Source organism: Pedobacter nyackensis (assembly GCF_900176505.1).
GTDB classification, from domain to species: domain Bacteria; phylum Bacteroidota; class Bacteroidia; order Sphingobacteriales; family Sphingobacteriaceae; genus Pedobacter; species Pedobacter nyackensis.
This window is the reverse complement of sequence record NZ_FWYB01000016.1, coordinates 93,391-108,508: the sequence shown is the minus strand read 5'-3', so window position 1 is coordinate 108,508 and position 15,118 is coordinate 93,391. Positions and strand designations below refer to the sequence as shown.

At 38.6% G+C, this 15,118-nt stretch carries 14 protein-coding genes; 8 read left to right on the top strand and 6 right to left on the bottom strand.

Translation table 11 applies throughout. The features are described from left to right. Positions 1-7 precede the first annotated feature (7 nt). The 4 genes from B9A18_RS21345 to B9A18_RS21330 are packed head-to-tail and all read left to right on the top strand — an operon-like array spanning position 8 to position 4,942. On the top strand, positions 8-1,405 hold the full coding sequence (locus tag B9A18_RS21345; protein WP_084291581.1) for a RagB/SusD family nutrient uptake outer membrane protein: 1,398 nt from the start codon (positions 8-10) through the stop codon (positions 1,403-1,405). Positions 1,406-1,413: 8 nt separating this feature from the next. Beyond that, the gene (locus tag B9A18_RS21340) at positions 1,414-2,514 is read left to right on the top strand and encodes a TlpA disulfide reductase family protein (RefSeq protein ID WP_084291580.1); all 1,101 of its coding nucleotides are present in this window, start codon (positions 1,414-1,416) and stop codon (positions 2,512-2,514) included. 6 nt (positions 2,515-2,520) lie between these two features. Next, complete coding sequence (locus B9A18_RS21335; RefSeq protein WP_084291579.1) at positions 2,521-3,660, top strand: TlpA disulfide reductase family protein; 1,140 nt, start codon at positions 2,521-2,523, stop codon at positions 3,658-3,660. Positions 3,661-3,688: 28 nt separating this feature from the next. Next, the gene (locus B9A18_RS21330) at positions 3,689-4,942 is read left to right on the top strand and encodes an amidohydrolase family protein (RefSeq protein ID WP_084291578.1); all 1,254 of its coding nucleotides are present in this window, start codon (positions 3,689-3,691) and stop codon (positions 4,940-4,942) included. Here the strand turns inward: B9A18_RS21330 and B9A18_RS21325 are convergent. The 3 genes from B9A18_RS21325 to B9A18_RS21315 form a co-directional block, all read right to left on the bottom strand. Next, entirely contained in the window at positions 4,937-5,785 is an 849-nt protein-coding gene (locus B9A18_RS21325; RefSeq protein WP_084291577.1) for a redoxin domain-containing protein, read from the bottom strand. The two genes, B9A18_RS21330 and B9A18_RS21325, sit on opposite strands and share 6 nt — an antisense overlap. 188 nt (positions 5,786-5,973) lie before the next feature. Next, positions 5,974-8,283, bottom strand: coding sequence for a tetratricopeptide repeat protein (locus B9A18_RS21320; RefSeq protein WP_084291576.1), 2,310 nt, complete (start codon positions 8,281-8,283; stop codon positions 5,974-5,976). Continuing rightward, entirely contained in the window at positions 8,213-9,160 is a 948-nt protein-coding gene (locus tag B9A18_RS21315) for a hypothetical protein (RefSeq protein WP_235005401.1), read from the bottom strand. The genes B9A18_RS21320 and B9A18_RS21315 overlap by 71 nt, the downstream gene beginning before the upstream one ends. A gap of 270 nt (positions 9,161-9,430) precedes the next feature. Between B9A18_RS21315 and B9A18_RS21310 the strand changes: the two genes are divergently transcribed. The 3 genes from B9A18_RS21310 to B9A18_RS21300 all read left to right on the top strand — a co-directional run bounded on the left by B9A18_RS21310 (position 9,431) and on the right by B9A18_RS21300 (position 11,210). Next, positions 9,431-9,841 (top strand): RrF2 family transcriptional regulator, encoded by a 411-nt coding sequence (locus tag B9A18_RS21310; protein ID WP_084291620.1) that lies wholly within the window; start codon positions 9,431-9,433, stop codon positions 9,839-9,841. Positions 9,842-9,901: 60 nt separating this feature from the next. Further along, positions 9,902-10,552 carry an NAD(P)-dependent oxidoreductase gene (locus tag B9A18_RS21305; protein ID WP_084291575.1) on the top strand — a complete coding sequence of 217 codons (651 nt, stop codon included), beginning with the start codon at positions 9,902-9,904 and terminating at the stop codon, positions 10,550-10,552. A gap of 67 nt (positions 10,553-10,619) precedes the next feature. Further along, positions 10,620-11,210, top strand: a complete 591-nt coding sequence (locus tag B9A18_RS21300) for an HPP family protein (protein ID WP_084291574.1) — start codon at positions 10,620-10,622, stop codon at positions 11,208-11,210. Positions 11,211-11,247: 37 nt separating this feature from the next. Here the strand turns inward: B9A18_RS21300 and B9A18_RS21295 are convergent, their stop codons facing one another. Continuing rightward, entirely contained in the window at positions 11,248-11,985 is a 738-nt protein-coding gene (locus B9A18_RS21295) for a ThuA domain-containing protein (RefSeq protein ID WP_084291573.1), read from the bottom strand. A 17-nt stretch (positions 11,986-12,002) separates the two neighbouring features. After that, positions 12,003-12,362, bottom strand: coding sequence for a hypothetical protein (locus B9A18_RS21290; protein WP_084291619.1), 360 nt, complete (start codon positions 12,360-12,362; stop codon positions 12,003-12,005). A 224-nt stretch (positions 12,363-12,586) separates the two neighbouring features. On the opposite strand from B9A18_RS21290, the gene B9A18_RS21285 reads away from it, so the two are divergent. Next, positions 12,587-12,949: a single-stranded DNA-binding protein gene (locus B9A18_RS21285; RefSeq protein WP_084291572.1), complete on the top strand. Its 363-nt coding sequence runs from the start codon at positions 12,587-12,589 to the stop codon at positions 12,947-12,949. Positions 12,950-12,964: 15 nt separating this feature from the next. Here the strand turns inward: B9A18_RS21285 and B9A18_RS21280 are convergent, their stop codons facing one another. Next, a complete protein-coding gene (locus B9A18_RS21280) occupies positions 12,965-15,031 on the bottom strand; it encodes a TonB-dependent receptor (protein ID WP_084291571.1) in 2,067 nt (688 codons plus the stop codon). Between the last annotated feature and the right edge of the window lie 87 nt (positions 15,032-15,118).

The following is a 15,118-nucleotide window of genomic DNA, read 5'->3' as shown; positions in this document are numbered from 1 at the left end:
CATAAAAATGAAACCATCAAATTATATTATGATGAAAAGATATAGCATTCTATTATTCACATTATTTGCATTGTCAGGCTGTCAGAAGTTTCTCGATGTAAAACCTAAAGGGAAATCTATTCCCACATACATTAAAGATTACGAGGAACTGGCATCTAATCCATCTTACGCTTCAAGCTGTAACGCTCTTTTAGAGCGGTTGTCTGATAACATTTTTCTTACGGACGCCAGAATCTCTGTCTCTCTTACCCAGAATACGACCAAGGCTTATCAGTGGATGCCGGAACTTTATATTAATACAGAAACGGATGGAGGATGGGATCCCATGTACAACAATATCTATAATGCGAATATTATTATTGAGGATGTAGAAAAGCTTAAAGATGGAACGGAGCAACAACGTAGAGAAGTACTTGGAGATGCCTTCTTTAATAGAGCGTTTGCTTATTGGAACCTGGTTAACCTGTATGCTAAAGATTACGATGCTAATACTGCGGCGACAGATTTAGGCGTACCATTGATAACAGTTGCCGATCTGGAAGCAAAGCCAACAAGAGCTACAGTTGCTGCAGTTTATGAACTTATACTTCAGGATTTGCTGAAGGCTAAGGATCAGTTACCTGACGTAGCTAAAAATGTATACCGTAATAATAAAATTAATGCGCTAGCCATGCTGGCAAGGGTATATCAGAGTATGGATAATTATGCTGAGGCCAAGAAATACGCTAATATGACGCTGCAATTAAAGAACAGCTTATTTGATTATAATCTGATGAGTTTTAAAGATCCTTTAAAACCTCTTGCAGGGATTAATAACAGGCCTGTTGATTATTTAAATTCAGAAATGATCTCTTATAAGGTGACGGGTTTTGGAAGTATTTTAACAAACTGTTCTATTTCTCCGGATTTTTTAAGTGTGCTTGGAACTAAAGATCTTCGTTATGTATTCAATTTTACTAATTTGGATAGACTTGGAAAACCAATAACGGACCCTTATCCTTTATACATTAACGCTGATCTAGTTTATAACATCTCGGTACCTGAGATGATGCTGATTTCGGCGGAAGCTGAAGCACGTGAAGGTCAAATTGCACCTGCGGTTAAGTTTTTAAATGACTTAAGAAAGAAAAGGTTTAAACCGGCAGATTATGCAGACCTAACAGCAGCAACACCTGATGATGCCTTGAAATTGGTGATAGATGAGCGTAGAAGAGAGCTGTTTGGTAAAGGCTTACGTTGGTTTGACATGAGACGTTTAGATAGTGATAGCCGTTTTAGAAAAACATATACCCGTGCTAATACAGCCGTTACTTATAAATTAGAGGCGGGATCTAATATTTTTGTACAACAAATTCCGTCTAAAGTTAGGTTGTTAAATCCGGGCATTCTTCCTAATCCAAGATAGATAATCATATGTTTCATTTCACGAAAAATACAGGAACAGCAGCTATATTGTGCCTTATAGCAACAGGTGCGTTTGCTCAGTCCGGATATCAGATAACAGGAAAGGTGGCTGGTTTCGACCAGCCATCTATAGCCTATTTGTATAGTTTCGATAAGGGCAGAAACCTGTTGGACAGTGCTGTAGTTATTGATGGTAAATTTACTTTTAAAGGAGTTGTAAAACATCCTTTATCTACATCTATCCAGATAAAAAAAGTACGCAAGTCGCTGCCATTATTTCTTGAAAACGAGAATTACGATATTCTGATGCGGCCTGATTGGAAAAATAAGGATAGTATTAGCGGCGGAACAGAAATGGGTATACAAAAGGCTTATGAAGCCGAGAGTGCCACTTTAACAGCGAAATTGCAGGAACTTGGTAGTCGTTACAACAACATGCCCAAAGAAGAACGGATAAAAGAGGGTGAAGAAATGAATGCGCTGAATGAAAAGCAGATGGCTATTAAGTATAAATACATCCGCAAATATCCCGCTTCATTAGCTATACTGCATATAATGCGACCGCAGTTTGATGTGATGAATTTTAAGCAGTTAAAAGAGATGAAAGCACTTTTCTCTCCTAAGCTGGCTTATTCTGATGTTTATACCAAACTAACAGAACAATTGAATAAGAAGCAAGGGGAGTTTCTGGTGGGACAACAGGCTCCAGATTTTACTTTGTCAGATCTATCAGGTAAGCCTGTTAGCTTATCTGCTTTGAAAGGAAAGTATGTTGTACTCGATTTTTGGGCATCCTGGTGTACACCATGTCGCGCTGCCAATCAGAAAATAAAACCCATCTATGAAAAGTACCAAAACAGTGGCTTCGAGATGATTTCGGTTTCTATGGATGATAAGAAAGATCTTTGGCAGGCGGCAGTTAAAAAAGATGACTTACCCTGGCTTCAGACATCTGAACTAACAGGGATAAAGGAATCTTCAGTGGCTAAGAAATATAGCGTAACTAGTTTACCAACAGTGTTTCTCCTCGATAGAGCAGGTAAAGTAATTGCGCAAAATATATCAGAAAAGGAACTTGAAGAGATATTACATACAAACTTAAAACAATAACGAATAATGATTCGAAAATTACTATTAGGCTTATGCCTTCTTTTGGCGCTAACTGCCGAGGGTCAAATAAAAAAAGTAACCATCGAAGGTGAGGTAAAAGGCTTTGGAAACAATGAACTGGTTTTACTGAATGTGGATCAAAGTGTAATTGAAAAAATACAGGCCAAGGATGGGAGATTTAAAATTATAGCAAATATGGAGATAGGAGACATGCGTTACTATTACCTGCATGCACCTTCGTTAGGATCGCTCGGTCCAGCGATGAACACCCCTGTAATTTTCTTTTTTGTATGTTCTCCTAAAATTGAGATTCAGGCTGCGGTTAAAGAGAAAAACATGATACTTTCTTCTATTAAGGGATCTCCATGTGGTGATGCGTACGATAAGCTATACAATAGTCTTCCTGCAAACAAAGAAATAGAAGCTGCAACTAAGCCGTATAATGAAGCATTCCAATTGTACAATAATGTAGCGAAGAGACCTGAGAATCTTGCAAAGTTGAAAGCAGCAAGTGCTCAGCTTGATCAATTATTCAAACAAAAGCAGAATGAAATAACAGCACTGATTCCAACGCATCGTAAAAGTATGCCGGTAGCGGTTATGGCAAGTCTTTATACCATATCTACTAATGATGTTTCGAAAATGGAAGCATTTTTAAAAGAGTTTGATCCATCCATTCAGAATTGTTATTACCTCAAACAGATTCAAAAGAAAATAGACCGAATAAAATCTATTGCAATTGGTCAACAAGCTCCTGACTTCGAACTGAATAATATGGATGGAAAGGCAGTAAAGCTATCGTCTTTGAAAGGTAAATATGTTTTACTGGATTTCTGGGCAAGCTGGTGCGGTCCTTGTCGCAAGGAAAACCCGACTGTAGTAAAAGCTTATGATAGTTATAAAGCGAAGGGCTTTACGGTACTTGGGGTTTCATTGGACGCGAATGAAGCCGCCTGGAGAAAAGCTGTTCAGGAAGATGGAATGCCTTGGGTACAGGTTTTAAATGATAAAAAAATTGGTGCAGAACGTTTGTACGAGGTTAAAGGAATTCCAGCCAACTTTCTTATTGATCCCCAGGGAAAGATCATCGCCACTCATTTGAGAGGTGCTGCTTTGGAACAAGCACTTGAGAAATTCATAAAATAGAACGGCTTAAATTTTCAACAAATAACGGATGAATAAATTCAAAATATTGGTGTCACTATTGCTGTGGCAAGGAGCTGTATATGCTCAAAATTCTACCTCAATCTTATTAAAAAACGCGACCATTATTGATGGTGAAGCGAATGTAAAACCCCGGATAGGATCTGTGTTGATAGAAAATGGATTAGTTAAATCGGTATCCTATACACCATTAAAAGGTGTAAAAAGCCAAACTAAAGTGATCGATTGTACCGGTAAATTTATTACTCCGGGGTTGATGGATTCGCATGTGCATTTAGGCACTGCTGATTTAACCGATCTTAAAAAGGCACATGCTACAACCGATAGCATAATGGGAAATCTGTTAGTGCATGGCATTACTACAGTACGAGATATGGCAGGCAATGCGCCTTTCTTAGCGGCTTGTAAAAAGAAGGTTCAGGAAGGTAAAGTGTCTGGACCAGATATATACTATGCAGCACAGTTTGCGGGACCGGGTTATTTCGCTATGATGGGTAACGGTAGAAAGGGAGAAGTTGATTTAGGTACGACTTCCTGGTATCGGGCTATCAAAAGCAAAGCCGATGTAAAGCCTGCGATTGCTGATGCCAAGAATGCAGGGGTTACCGGGATCAAAATATATGCGAGTCTTAGTAAAGAACTGATCCGTGAAATTACCAATGAAGCGCACAAGCAAGGTTTATTGGCCTGGGCTCATGGTGCGATCTTCCCGTCCAAACCTATGGATGTAGCACAATCTAACGTAAATAGTATGTCGCATGCCAATGATTTGGTTTTTCAACAGATTAAAGGTGATACCATAGAAATAGGTGCTGCCTGGGCACAATTGTACAAAGGATTAAAGTTGGATACTAACGTCCGCGACCAAATGCTATTGGAAATGAAGAAACGAGGTACATTTTTAGACCCAACAGTTTTTCATGCCGAGAATAACAAAATGGCTAATGCGGCGCTGATTACCCGTCGTGCAAATCAATTAGGGGTAAAGATTGTTGCCGGAACCGATTGGATTTTCCCTTCAAAAAATGAGAGCATTCCTTTACTCAATGAAATGAAGCTATTGGCAGGTAAATGTGGATTGTCTAATCTTGAAGTAATTGAGGCTGCTACATTAAACGGTGCTTTGGTAACAGGGTTAAACGATAGGGGCGTCGTTCGTGCCGGAAAAAGAGCCGATTTACTTATCCTGAATGTGGATCCCTTGAAATCTCTGGATACTTTTGATAAACCTGCTTTTGTTATAAAACAAGGGAGAATTTTATAAGGATATTTCTTTTTCAAGAGCCTTGGCAACCTCTACATCGTTGTATAAGGCTCTTACTAATTTACCTGTCCTGTCAATTAAAAAGTGAGTAGGGTAAGCCGTAACGTTTAATTTTTTGCTCATGTATGTCTCTTGTCCAGGAACAGTAGCATAATCAAATCTGGTTTTATTCAGAAACTGCGTTAACTCTTTTTTACCATCTATGGCCAGACTTATAAACAGGATATCTTTTCTATCCTTGTACTTTTTTACCAACTCGTTTAAAGCAGGCATTTCTTGTACACAGGGCACACAGCTGATGAACCAGCATTTAAACAAAACAATTTTTCCTTTAGTGTTTTCTGAAGTATAAGATTGTCCACTTATACTTGTAAAATGGAAGACCGGAACTTCCTTCCCCTGCATTTTGTAATAAATCAGTTCCTGTTTTGAAAACTGTTTCATATAAGTCGAAATGTCCGAATCGGCTTTAGCTGGGATTTTGTGAAGCTTATAACCCAGATCGGTATTTTTGGTGTAAATCCGTAAAGGGAAATACAAGCCTGTATTTAAGTGTTTTAAAAAGGCTTCTTTAGTAATTGTTTGTCCTTTCGTGTCATACGCTTCAAAATCTTGATTGAGCTTTACATGTCTGGAATAATAATTCCAAAAGGTTATAAAATCTATCGACAGATCAGACGCAGGGACGGCCGGCTTTCCTGCTTTTGATGCGTCGATTTCATTTGCAGTAGTTTTTGTCTGGCTGGTATCATCTGTAAGCTTGGTGTGCTGTTGATTGGGGGGCTGATTACAGGATATGGCTAAAACTGAAAACAGGACAATGAAAGCGGAAGAGATTTTCATGATAAAATATAAGCTTTATCTAATTTAGCATAAAATAAGCATCATTTGCATTTTAGTTTAAGTGGTTATATGCAAAAAAAAGCGGGGATGATCCTACCGACCATTCCCGCTTATCTAAATTAACGCTCTCAAATATATAGACGCTTTATGGAGCAGATTATTGTGTAGCAGTAAATATTTTTTTAATGCTAATATTTATCATCATAGCTTCTGAAGTACCCGCATTCTTTTATTGCCTCCTCATAAAATTGAGTATCTCCATATTGGGACTTTAAAATAGAAAAATACTTGCCAAAGAAAACCGGTTCTATATCCACATTCCAATAGTTTTCGTTTGCATTTTCTGGCTTATTGTAAGCTCGGTTGTAACTCTCATTGCGCTCGCATTTACTCGCCATAAAGGTACACCTGGCTTTTTGTTCCTTAGTTTTAGCAGCATTGGCAGCTACTAGGTAGTATTTTTCGGCAATTTTATTGGATAGCAGCATTGTTCTGAATGTGCCCGGTATTTCAAAAGGGGTATTCCCTTCAACCTGCATTACTTTTCCCTGATAAAATGTTCTCGAATTACCATAAAACGAAACGTTGTAAAAAGCATTAGCTAGTAAATAGGCGTTTTTGTAAACGTTTTTGCCTTGCTTTATTTCAGCTTTTATATTTTGTATGGTTTTTAAAACATCAATGGCGTACATATCCTTCGCTTGTTTGTTCTCATGGTCACAATCATGGCAATCATTTATTCTGATGTTAAATGGATTGGCTGGCATTATAAAGCCACCGCTTTCACTTTTGTTCATCATCACAATTGCTTCGTCAATTTTGTCCTGATAGGTAAGCACCTGTGATTGATGGTAAGAAAGGTCGTGCATGTTGAACGGATAATAACGCAGCATGGTTTGCTCAAAAGTTGATTTATCCTGTTTTTGTAGCAAAGCTTTCATCTGCTCTATTTTATTGTTATCTGCATAAAATTGGAAGTAGCTTTTAAACGCATTCGCTTTAATCACATCTCCCTGTTTCTTATACAGTTCGGCCAGGTTACTGATACTTTGATCCAATGCTTTATAAAACCTTAATGAGTTGATCGTATCCTTTCCCTCTTTAAGGTTAGCAAACCAGTTCAATGGTTCTATCATTTGTGCTTCGGTCTTTGCATCAATCTTTTTCAGCTCCTTGACGTATAAAGTCCAGTCCAGTATTTTATACTGGGCCATTACCAGTTTGTCGTCTTTTGGCAGTTGTTTTCTTGCTGTGTTATAAAAACTTCTGGCTGCTGTGTAATCCTGATTCATAAAATTTAAATAACCAGCTGCCAGGTTCCAGAAATAAGGTTTTGCTGTATTGTTTTTTAACGCTATGCTACTTACCAGAGCTGTATTTTGTTTTAAGCTTTGTTTAGCCGCAGAGTCGGGTGCAGATTGGTAAAAGTTATCCAGGCCATACTCAGTTTTATTGACAATTCTAGCGAGTAAAAGATCCAGTTTTTCCGATTTAGCATCTAGCTGGACAATTTCCTGAATAGCTCTCTGTGGATCATAATGAATACCAAGCAAATGCCATAATGTAGCCTTTTCTGCGGTTGTTTTTGCCATTTGCAGTGTCCTGATCCAGTCGGCCTCCTCCTGTGGACGGAAACTCCACTCAGCAGGAATCTTTGCCTCCATGGAATAATTGTAGCAGAGGCTATTGAGGTAATTGGACATGGCATAGTTTTTATTTTTATAATACCAGCCAGCCACATAACCTAAGGTCCGATGGTATATCATGTTTTGCTGGAATGCATTTTTATAAGCGTTAAATGTATTTAGGGTTTTAGACGCATCCGCTGATATGGCCTCGTCTCCGCGTTCCATAAAATAATAATAGCGGACCAATTGAAACCATAGCCTTTGTTTTAAAAAGGGATCTTTTGTCTTTTTAAAATGCTTTAGTATTTGCTCCTCTAGCGCAGCAGGGGTATTTACCTGGGGCTGCGGTTCCCATGAATGGGTGATATCTGTAGCTGCAAAAACTTCCGTTGATTTGGCCAGTAAGAGGTAATCAAAAAAAGCATCCAGTTTCTTTCTGTCGAGCTTTAAAGACTTTAATTGTGGCATCCCATTGGGAAGTGCGGCTATTTTGCCTTTAATGTGCTTATGTACTGAATCTATTCCTTTAGTAGTCGCTGTTGTTAGCAAATATTCCAGTGAATTTTTATCAAGTTTACTGTTGAAATAACCGTACCATTCATTTACAATCACATCGTTGTAACGGGAGGGGCTGTTTCCAGAATAGTAGTAATCCCCATAATAAGAAATGTATTCAGTATAAAAGAAGGGGGCATATTCTTTACTTACAAAGGCTTCCGGACTAAAGCTGGAATACTCATAATCAAAGCCGTAGTCTGAGCAGGCCCAAACTATGCCACTGGCAGAGAGTCCGAAAAGACTAAAAATAAGCAGAAATTTCTTCGAAATCTTTTGCTTTAAATGCTGATAAATTGAGGTTGCCCAGTTCATAGTAGATGATTGTTCTTTTTTCGTTTTTATTTAAATGAGCTGCCAGTTGTACGGCCGCCTGTTCTAATAATGCTTTGTCTGTTTCTTCGAGTTTAAACAGATCGCCTGCTTTTATGTAGATGCCACCCGTAAAGAAATTACGTATAGCCTTATACAAGTCTTTCTGTGCAGTGGGACTAAAGTTTTGTGTATTGCTCAGTTCAGCCCTTCCTATTTTCCCATATACCTGTATAACTTGGTTTGCCCTGATTTGTAAAGCCCAGGAAAATACAGGTAATGCAATGTCCAAAGGTAAAAGGTAATTGTTTAGGCTGCCCAGATATTTTTCTGCTGTATTAGCATTGTAAATAGAATTGGGCTCTTCTAGATCAGCAGATAATTTGCCCATATTGTAAAACATCAGTACCCCGCGGTCTACCGGAGGAACACCCGTTTTAAACTGGTATTTTACCTGATGTAGCCTGATCGTTGCTTCCAGTGTTTTTTTGCTATGGGCCTTAAATGAGTGTAAGAAATTGAAGTATTTATCCTTTGTGCCCACCGTCCAGTCGCAATCTATTTGTACAGCTTTGTAATGGAGTTTTTGTTTAAGTGCAAGATTTTTTAGCAGTTCATTACACTTTATTGCGAGACTGTCGACCCCCTGCTGGCTTAATTTCTCGAAAGTTTGATTGGTAATGAACACGACAGGGGTAATAGCGGGAACGGCTGAGTTGTGTCGAAAGTTAATGATGGCTTCCGGATAAGGTTTTTGAGCTTTCGTATTCCATTTTATATCAAAAAAACGAACATAAAGCTTCTGGCCGTTAGTCTCCGCTAAAATATCACTCTGCCCCTTGCTTAGTTGAAAGTTTTGTTTCCAGTAATAAAACGACATTGGTGTTTTATGTTCTTTTTTACAGGAACTGCAAAAAAGTGTTAGTAAAATCAGACAAACAGAAGATTGAAAGCGTAAAATAGCGCTGGTATTAACCATGAAGACAATTGCGCAATAACTTCGCCAAAATTGATGCAATAGAGGCTGTAAAGGCATTTGCATCTTATTTTGGTTGCTATTAAGCTGATCAATACGAGTATATATATTAATGTTTTTTTGGATTTATAAAAAATGGCATTACCTTTGTACTGTAATAATTATAATTACAGTATGAACAACTCAAGATTTGCCATATCACTACACATCCTTACGCTGCTAGAAAAAGCAAAGGGTGAATTGATGTCATCTGATTATATTGCCGGTAGCATCAACATCAATCCGGTTTTGGTAAGGAAGGAGTTGAGTAACCTGCGTAACCATGGTTTTGTGGAGAGTAAAGAGGGGAAGAACGGTGGTAGTTCTTTGGCTAAATCGGCTGATAATATCTGTTTAGATGAGGTTTATAGTGCAGTAAAACAAAATAATTTGTTGGGCGTTTCTAAAAACACACCTAATCCACAATGTCCGGTAGGTAAACAGATTAATAAACATTTAGATAATTTATACGAATCAACTGAAAAGGTATTGCTAAAGGAGCTGTCAGGTAAAACACTGGCTGATTTCAGCAGAGCGTTCGATTGATTTTTTTTGACTTAAACTGTAACAAAATAAATTACAATATAGAATTTAAAAAGAGAGAAAATGAAAGCAGTATTAATAGGCGCAAGTGGTTTTGTGGGAGCCAGTATTTTAAATGAATTGTTAAGCCGTGGACATGAGGTAACAGCTGTTGTACGTCAGGTCGATAAAGTAGCGACAGGTAATGATAAGCTATCCGTAAAGGCCATTGACGTAATGAATACTGATGAATTGGCAGCGGCAATAAAAGGAACGGATGCAGTAATTAGTGCTTACAATGCTGGTTGGACTAACCCTAACTTGTATCAAGATTTTATTGCAGGTTCTGAGTCTATACAAAAAGCGATAAAAGCATCGGGTGTAAAACGCTTGATTGTAATTGGTGGCGCAGGTAGCTTGAAAATTGATGGACATCAATTGGTAGATGGACCTGATTTCCCGGCGGAATATAAAGCAGGAGCAACAGCCGCAAGGGATTATTTAAATACCATTAAGGAGGAAAAAGACTTGCAATGGTCGTTCTTTAGTCCGGCAATAGAAATGCATCCCGGTATTGACACTGGTCGTACTGCCCAATATCGTTTAGGTTTGGATAGTCCGATATTTGACGAAGCGGGTAGAAGCTCACTTTCTGTTCAGGACCTGGCAGTGGCAGTTGTGGATGAGTTGGAGCAGAATAAACACCTACAGCAAAGATTTACTGCTGGTTATTAGGAAGATAAATAATGACTAGTATATGACTAGATATTGTGTTAATTTCGCGGCGAATATAGATAAATAGATGCCGAGAAGAATAATTAGAAAACAATATCGTAAAGCGAGATACATCTTATATCGCGAGACACTAATTGATGCGAAGGAACATATACTCACTTTTATAGGCTCTTTTGTTGGGATTGGTTTAATTGGTTTACTAAATAGTCAGTATCTGGTTGCTAGTGATAATTTGTTCCTTATAGGTTCATTTGGTGCCTCATCTGTACTGGTGTATGGTATTATTAACAGTCCGCTGGCACAGCCACGCAATCTTATAGGTGGACATGTGATCTGCGCAATTATTGGAGTGACCGTTTTTAAGCTTTTTGCGGGGGAACTTTGGTTTGCCTGTGCATTGGCGGTTTCACTTTCCATTGTAGCGATGCAGATTACTAAAACCTTACACCCACCGGGTGGAGCTACGGCGCTAATTGCGGTTACTGGCGGTAAAAAGATTGAGGAGCTGGGTTATTTGTATGTATTGTCGCCAGTGTTATCAGGGGTGCTCATCTTATTTGCGGTTGCACTTATATTTAACAATTTAAGACATCGTAAATACCCTTCAAAGCCGATATTAAACAGAAACCGTACATTAAGAGCGAAAAGTCATATATAAAATAAGGCTGGGTAAATGTACCCAGCCTTATTTATTGTTATTCCATTTTTTTTATACCCATGGCATACTGGATGCCACCAAGCAGGTGCTGTAAAAAAAATGGATCGGAATACGATTCGTCAACATGACCTAGCTCTGTGTAAAATGATCGGCCACCATCATAATCATGATACCATGCCATAGGATGCGTAGGTGCATTTTTGCCACCTTCATAGCTGGTTTCGTCGATGGTGATCAGTACGTTAATGTCTTTACTAATATCTTTAAAATTATACCATTCATCTTTTCTTTTCCAAATTTCTGGGAGGTGTTTGGTTGCAATGGTATTCCTGTTTATTACATTTAAAGTGGCCATTTGTATTTTTGGATGATTGATGAAATAGGCCCCCGCCAGTTTTCCGTACCAGGGCCATTCATATTCTGTATCAGTGGCCGCATGTACGCCTACATATCCGCCGCCGGATTTAATGTACTGTTCAAAAGTTGCCTGCTGCTCGGCATTCAAAACATCGCCTGTGGTATTCAAAAAAACAATGGCCGCATATTGGTTAAGGTTTTTTGAGGTAAATTTTCTGGCGTCAACTGTAGTGTCAACTTCAAATTTATTTTCCAACCCTAATTTCTGAATAGCTGCCATACCGACTTTTATAGAGCCATGATGAAAGCCCGCTGTTTTAGAAAATACAAGGATTCTTTTTTTCTTTGCAGCTACGGGGCTGACAAAAAATAAGACCAATAAGGTGGCCGTGATAAAGTGGTTTAAGATCTTAGACATGGTTCAATAGTTTAAGGCTAAGGTAGTAAATTAACTTTCCTGATGAATAGAAAATCATCCTGCGCTAGTTTTGTATAACCATATTCGTAACAAAATACGTAATCCTCACCCTTTGGACTCTGATAGGTATGGGTATGATAATCCGGATTGAAACCTGCTGCCATTAATTTGACACTGCTTATTTTGGTATTCCCATTGGGACTGAATCTTTCCAGTATATCGCGGTTCTTTTTTAAAATCAGGTTGATCGATTTAACTATGCTGTTGCTTTCTGCTCTTATTTTATTGTTGTAGTTGCTTCGGCACTGATCATCACAGAATTTCTTATCAGCGCGGCCGTTTAGCGGACTGCTGCAATCTATGCATAAACGCTTCATCGGTTTGATCATAAAGTTACAGGTAGGTATGTAAAATTAAATAGTTATCATGTTAGTTGTTGTTGGTATCGTGAAATAACATATAATTATTTGATATAAACGGATATAAACGGATATATCCGTTTATATCCGGCTTGCAAATTCTATTCTATTCAATTTTGGAGCATCAGTGGCTGGGATAAAGAGCTACTATATAAAGTAAATACTAACCAAATATTAAAGCAATGGAAAATGTAAGAAACAGTGTGCGGTTAACCGGTTTTGCGGGTAGTGACCCGGTTATCATTACTTTTGAGAACCAGAGAAGAATGGCTAGAGTCAGTATTGCAGTTAACGAATTTTATCAGAATAATTCTGGTGAGCTGGTTAATCAAACGCAGTGGTTTAGTCTGATCTTTTGGAATAAGAAGATTGAGCTGATAGAGAAGACAATTAAAAAAGGAAGCCGGTTTAGTATTGAAGGAAAACTCAATTCACAACGCTATACAGATAAGAAAGGGGAACCTCGCTATACTTTTGAGATTGTTGTAAATGCCGTGGCCATCATCAATAAAGATGATGGCGTTTTGTGTGTGGAAATACCGTAAGTTAAAGTCGAGGCTTTATATTTTGTTCAGTCTTACAGCCAAACCTCCATAAAAATTACGTTTAGCAGCAGCATTGAAGTAACGACCTCCTAAAGCATTGAGGTCGTTACCCAAGCTGTAGTTTGCATTCAATATATTGTCTGCCCCCGCAAAAACTTCTACAGGAGTTTTACCAATGCGCAAGTTTCTCCAGCCAATTTTTGCTTGTAAAAGATGGTATTGCTTAGCATAAGTAGTATTCGCATCGTTTAAAGGAATGCGCGAAGTAAAGTTATGTTGTAAGAAAGCATAAAAGCCCTTTGGCAATTGTAGATCCGCACTGCTCACTAACGTTGTTTTCGGAACACCGGTAAGTCTATTCCCGGAATAGTCAGCCGTCTTATCCAGGTATTTGTCGAATTTAAACTGACTCAGTGTGTATGCATTATGAAACTGCAATCCTCTGATGAAGTGTGAGGTATTGGCAGGGATTACCCAAAGGGCAAGGGTAGTTTCCAATCCCCATTGTTTGGTGCCACCAGCATTGATGAAATACTCCGAACCACCGTCGTTCAAACGCCTTACAATTGCGCTTTTCAGGTTGTAGTAAAAACCGGTGACATCAATAAACAGTCTGTTGTTGAGCATTTGATATTTTAGGCCGGTTTCATAATTCCAACCATATTCTGGTTGCAAATCGACATTGATTACATTATCCGAAGCCCTTACTTCAGTAAGGGTAGGCGGGGAGTAACCCTTACTTACGGAAGCCCTTAAAGAGAAGTTAGTATCAACCAGATATGATAATGCGGCTCTTGGCATCAATTGGATATCAAAACTGTTTGTCCTTTTTGGTATAGCAACAGGAGCGATGTTTTCATAGCCATATTCATATAAATTGGCACTTGCTGAGAGTTCAAATAACCACTTGCTAAAAAGATCTGCACTAAAATGAGCAAATGCAAAGTTAGAAGCCGCTTTTAGCTTATCTGAAACAGCAAGCGCGCCCTGAACACCTGAATTATTCGCGTAATTGTTAAAGTCTGTTGCAGTTTGCATACTTTCAAGCCCCAGATTGAATTTCCAGTTCAGGTCAGTCTTTTGCTGCTGATACTCCACATACGATCTCAGGCCCAGCGTAAACTCCTTACGTTTCTCATAGTTGGTAATAAATGGATTTTTAAAGTCGGTATAGGAAGAAAAAACTGCGACTACATGTTTTAACTTTTCATTGATCTGCCAATCGTGTGAAATACCTCCGTATAAAGTTTTGCTGTAAATTCCTGCATTTTGTTCAATAGCGCTTTTTAAGGCCCCCGCTGCTGGTCTTGATAATTTAGGATTCAATAAATATTGCGACTCGTTTAATCCTCCGGGTGTATTGTAATGGAGGTCTGAATAAAATACCAATGCTTTTAAAGCCGCATTTTTAGCGTAGTCCCATTTGTGAAAAGTCTGGAAGTATTTACGGTTCATGCCGCTATGGTCACGGTAACCATCACTGCGCTGGTAAGCCTGTGTAAAGCTGAAGCTATATTTGTTAAACTGTTTGTTTAAAGTTAAATTCTCTCTGAAAGTACCATATGATCCACCTTCGAGTTTTAGCCCTAATGCGGTGCTATCCGGAATAGTACCTTGAGGTTGTATGAGTATAACCCCGCCAGAATTGGCGCCAAAGATATTACCATGCGGACCTTTCAGTACTTGTAAGCTTTGTGCTGCTGATACATCAAGGGCATTGAAATAGGTATTTCCGCCCGCATCTGTTAAAGGGAAATCATCAAAATAGATTTTTACATTTCTTACGCCAAATGGAGAGCGCAATAAGCTCCCGCGGATAGAAAGGCGATAACTGCCTGGTGAACGTTCTTCCATACGTACACCCGAGATGGTATTCATAGCTGAAACGAAGGAGCCGGAAGGCTGCTTATCCAGGAATGCCTGATCGACCAAACCAATTGAGCCGGTCGACCTCAACAAAGGTTGATCGGAGAAATAAGGTCGTATAATGACTTCATTAAGTTTTTTTGTGGTGTCCTGTTTACTTTGCGCAAGTCCCGAAAAGCAAAGCGCTGTTAAGCAGCCTGTAAAAAATGTTTTCATCTGAAACAAAGCTAAAATTTAGATTGTAAATTTTAGCCTCATATTTTGGCTATTTATGCACTTATCTATGCCCATTAATTCATCTGT

Coding starts and splice junctions, on each gene's coding strand:
- B9A18_RS21340 (WP_084291580.1), top strand. CDS start 1,414: ATGTTTCATTTCACGAAAAATACAGGAACAGCAGCTATATTGTGCCTT.
- B9A18_RS21345 (WP_084291581.1), top strand. CDS start 8: ATGAAACCATCAAATTATATTATGATGAAAAGATATAGCATTCTATTA.
- B9A18_RS21295 (WP_084291573.1), bottom strand. CDS start 11,985: ATGTCTAAGATCTTAAACCACTTTATCACGGCCACCTTATTGGTCTTA.
- B9A18_RS21325 (WP_084291577.1), bottom strand. CDS start 5,785: ATGAAAATCTCTTCCGCTTTCATTGTCCTGTTTTCAGTTTTAGCCATA.
- B9A18_RS21305 (WP_084291575.1), top strand. CDS start 9,902: ATGAAAGCAGTATTAATAGGCGCAAGTGGTTTTGTGGGAGCCAGTATT.
- B9A18_RS21310 (WP_084291620.1), top strand. CDS start 9,431: ATGAACAACTCAAGATTTGCCATATCACTACACATCCTTACGCTGCTA.
- B9A18_RS21280 (WP_084291571.1), bottom strand. CDS start 15,031: ATGAAAACATTTTTTACAGGCTGCTTAACAGCGCTTTGCTTTTCGGGA.
- B9A18_RS21330 (WP_084291578.1), top strand. CDS start 3,689: ATGAATAAATTCAAAATATTGGTGTCACTATTGCTGTGGCAAGGAGCT.
- B9A18_RS21315 (WP_235005401.1), bottom strand. CDS start 9,160: ATGTCGTTTTATTACTGGAAACAAAACTTTCAACTAAGCAAGGGGCAG.
- B9A18_RS21320 (WP_084291576.1), bottom strand. CDS start 8,283: ATGAACTGGGCAACCTCAATTTATCAGCATTTAAAGCAAAAGATTTCG.
- B9A18_RS21300 (WP_084291574.1), top strand. CDS start 10,620: ATGCCGAGAAGAATAATTAGAAAACAATATCGTAAAGCGAGATACATC.
- B9A18_RS21290 (WP_084291619.1), bottom strand. CDS start 12,362: ATGAAGCGTTTATGCATAGATTGCAGCAGTCCGCTAAACGGCCGCGCT.
- B9A18_RS21285 (WP_084291572.1), top strand. CDS start 12,587: ATGGAAAATGTAAGAAACAGTGTGCGGTTAACCGGTTTTGCGGGTAGT.
- B9A18_RS21335 (WP_084291579.1), top strand. CDS start 2,521: ATGATTCGAAAATTACTATTAGGCTTATGCCTTCTTTTGGCGCTAACT.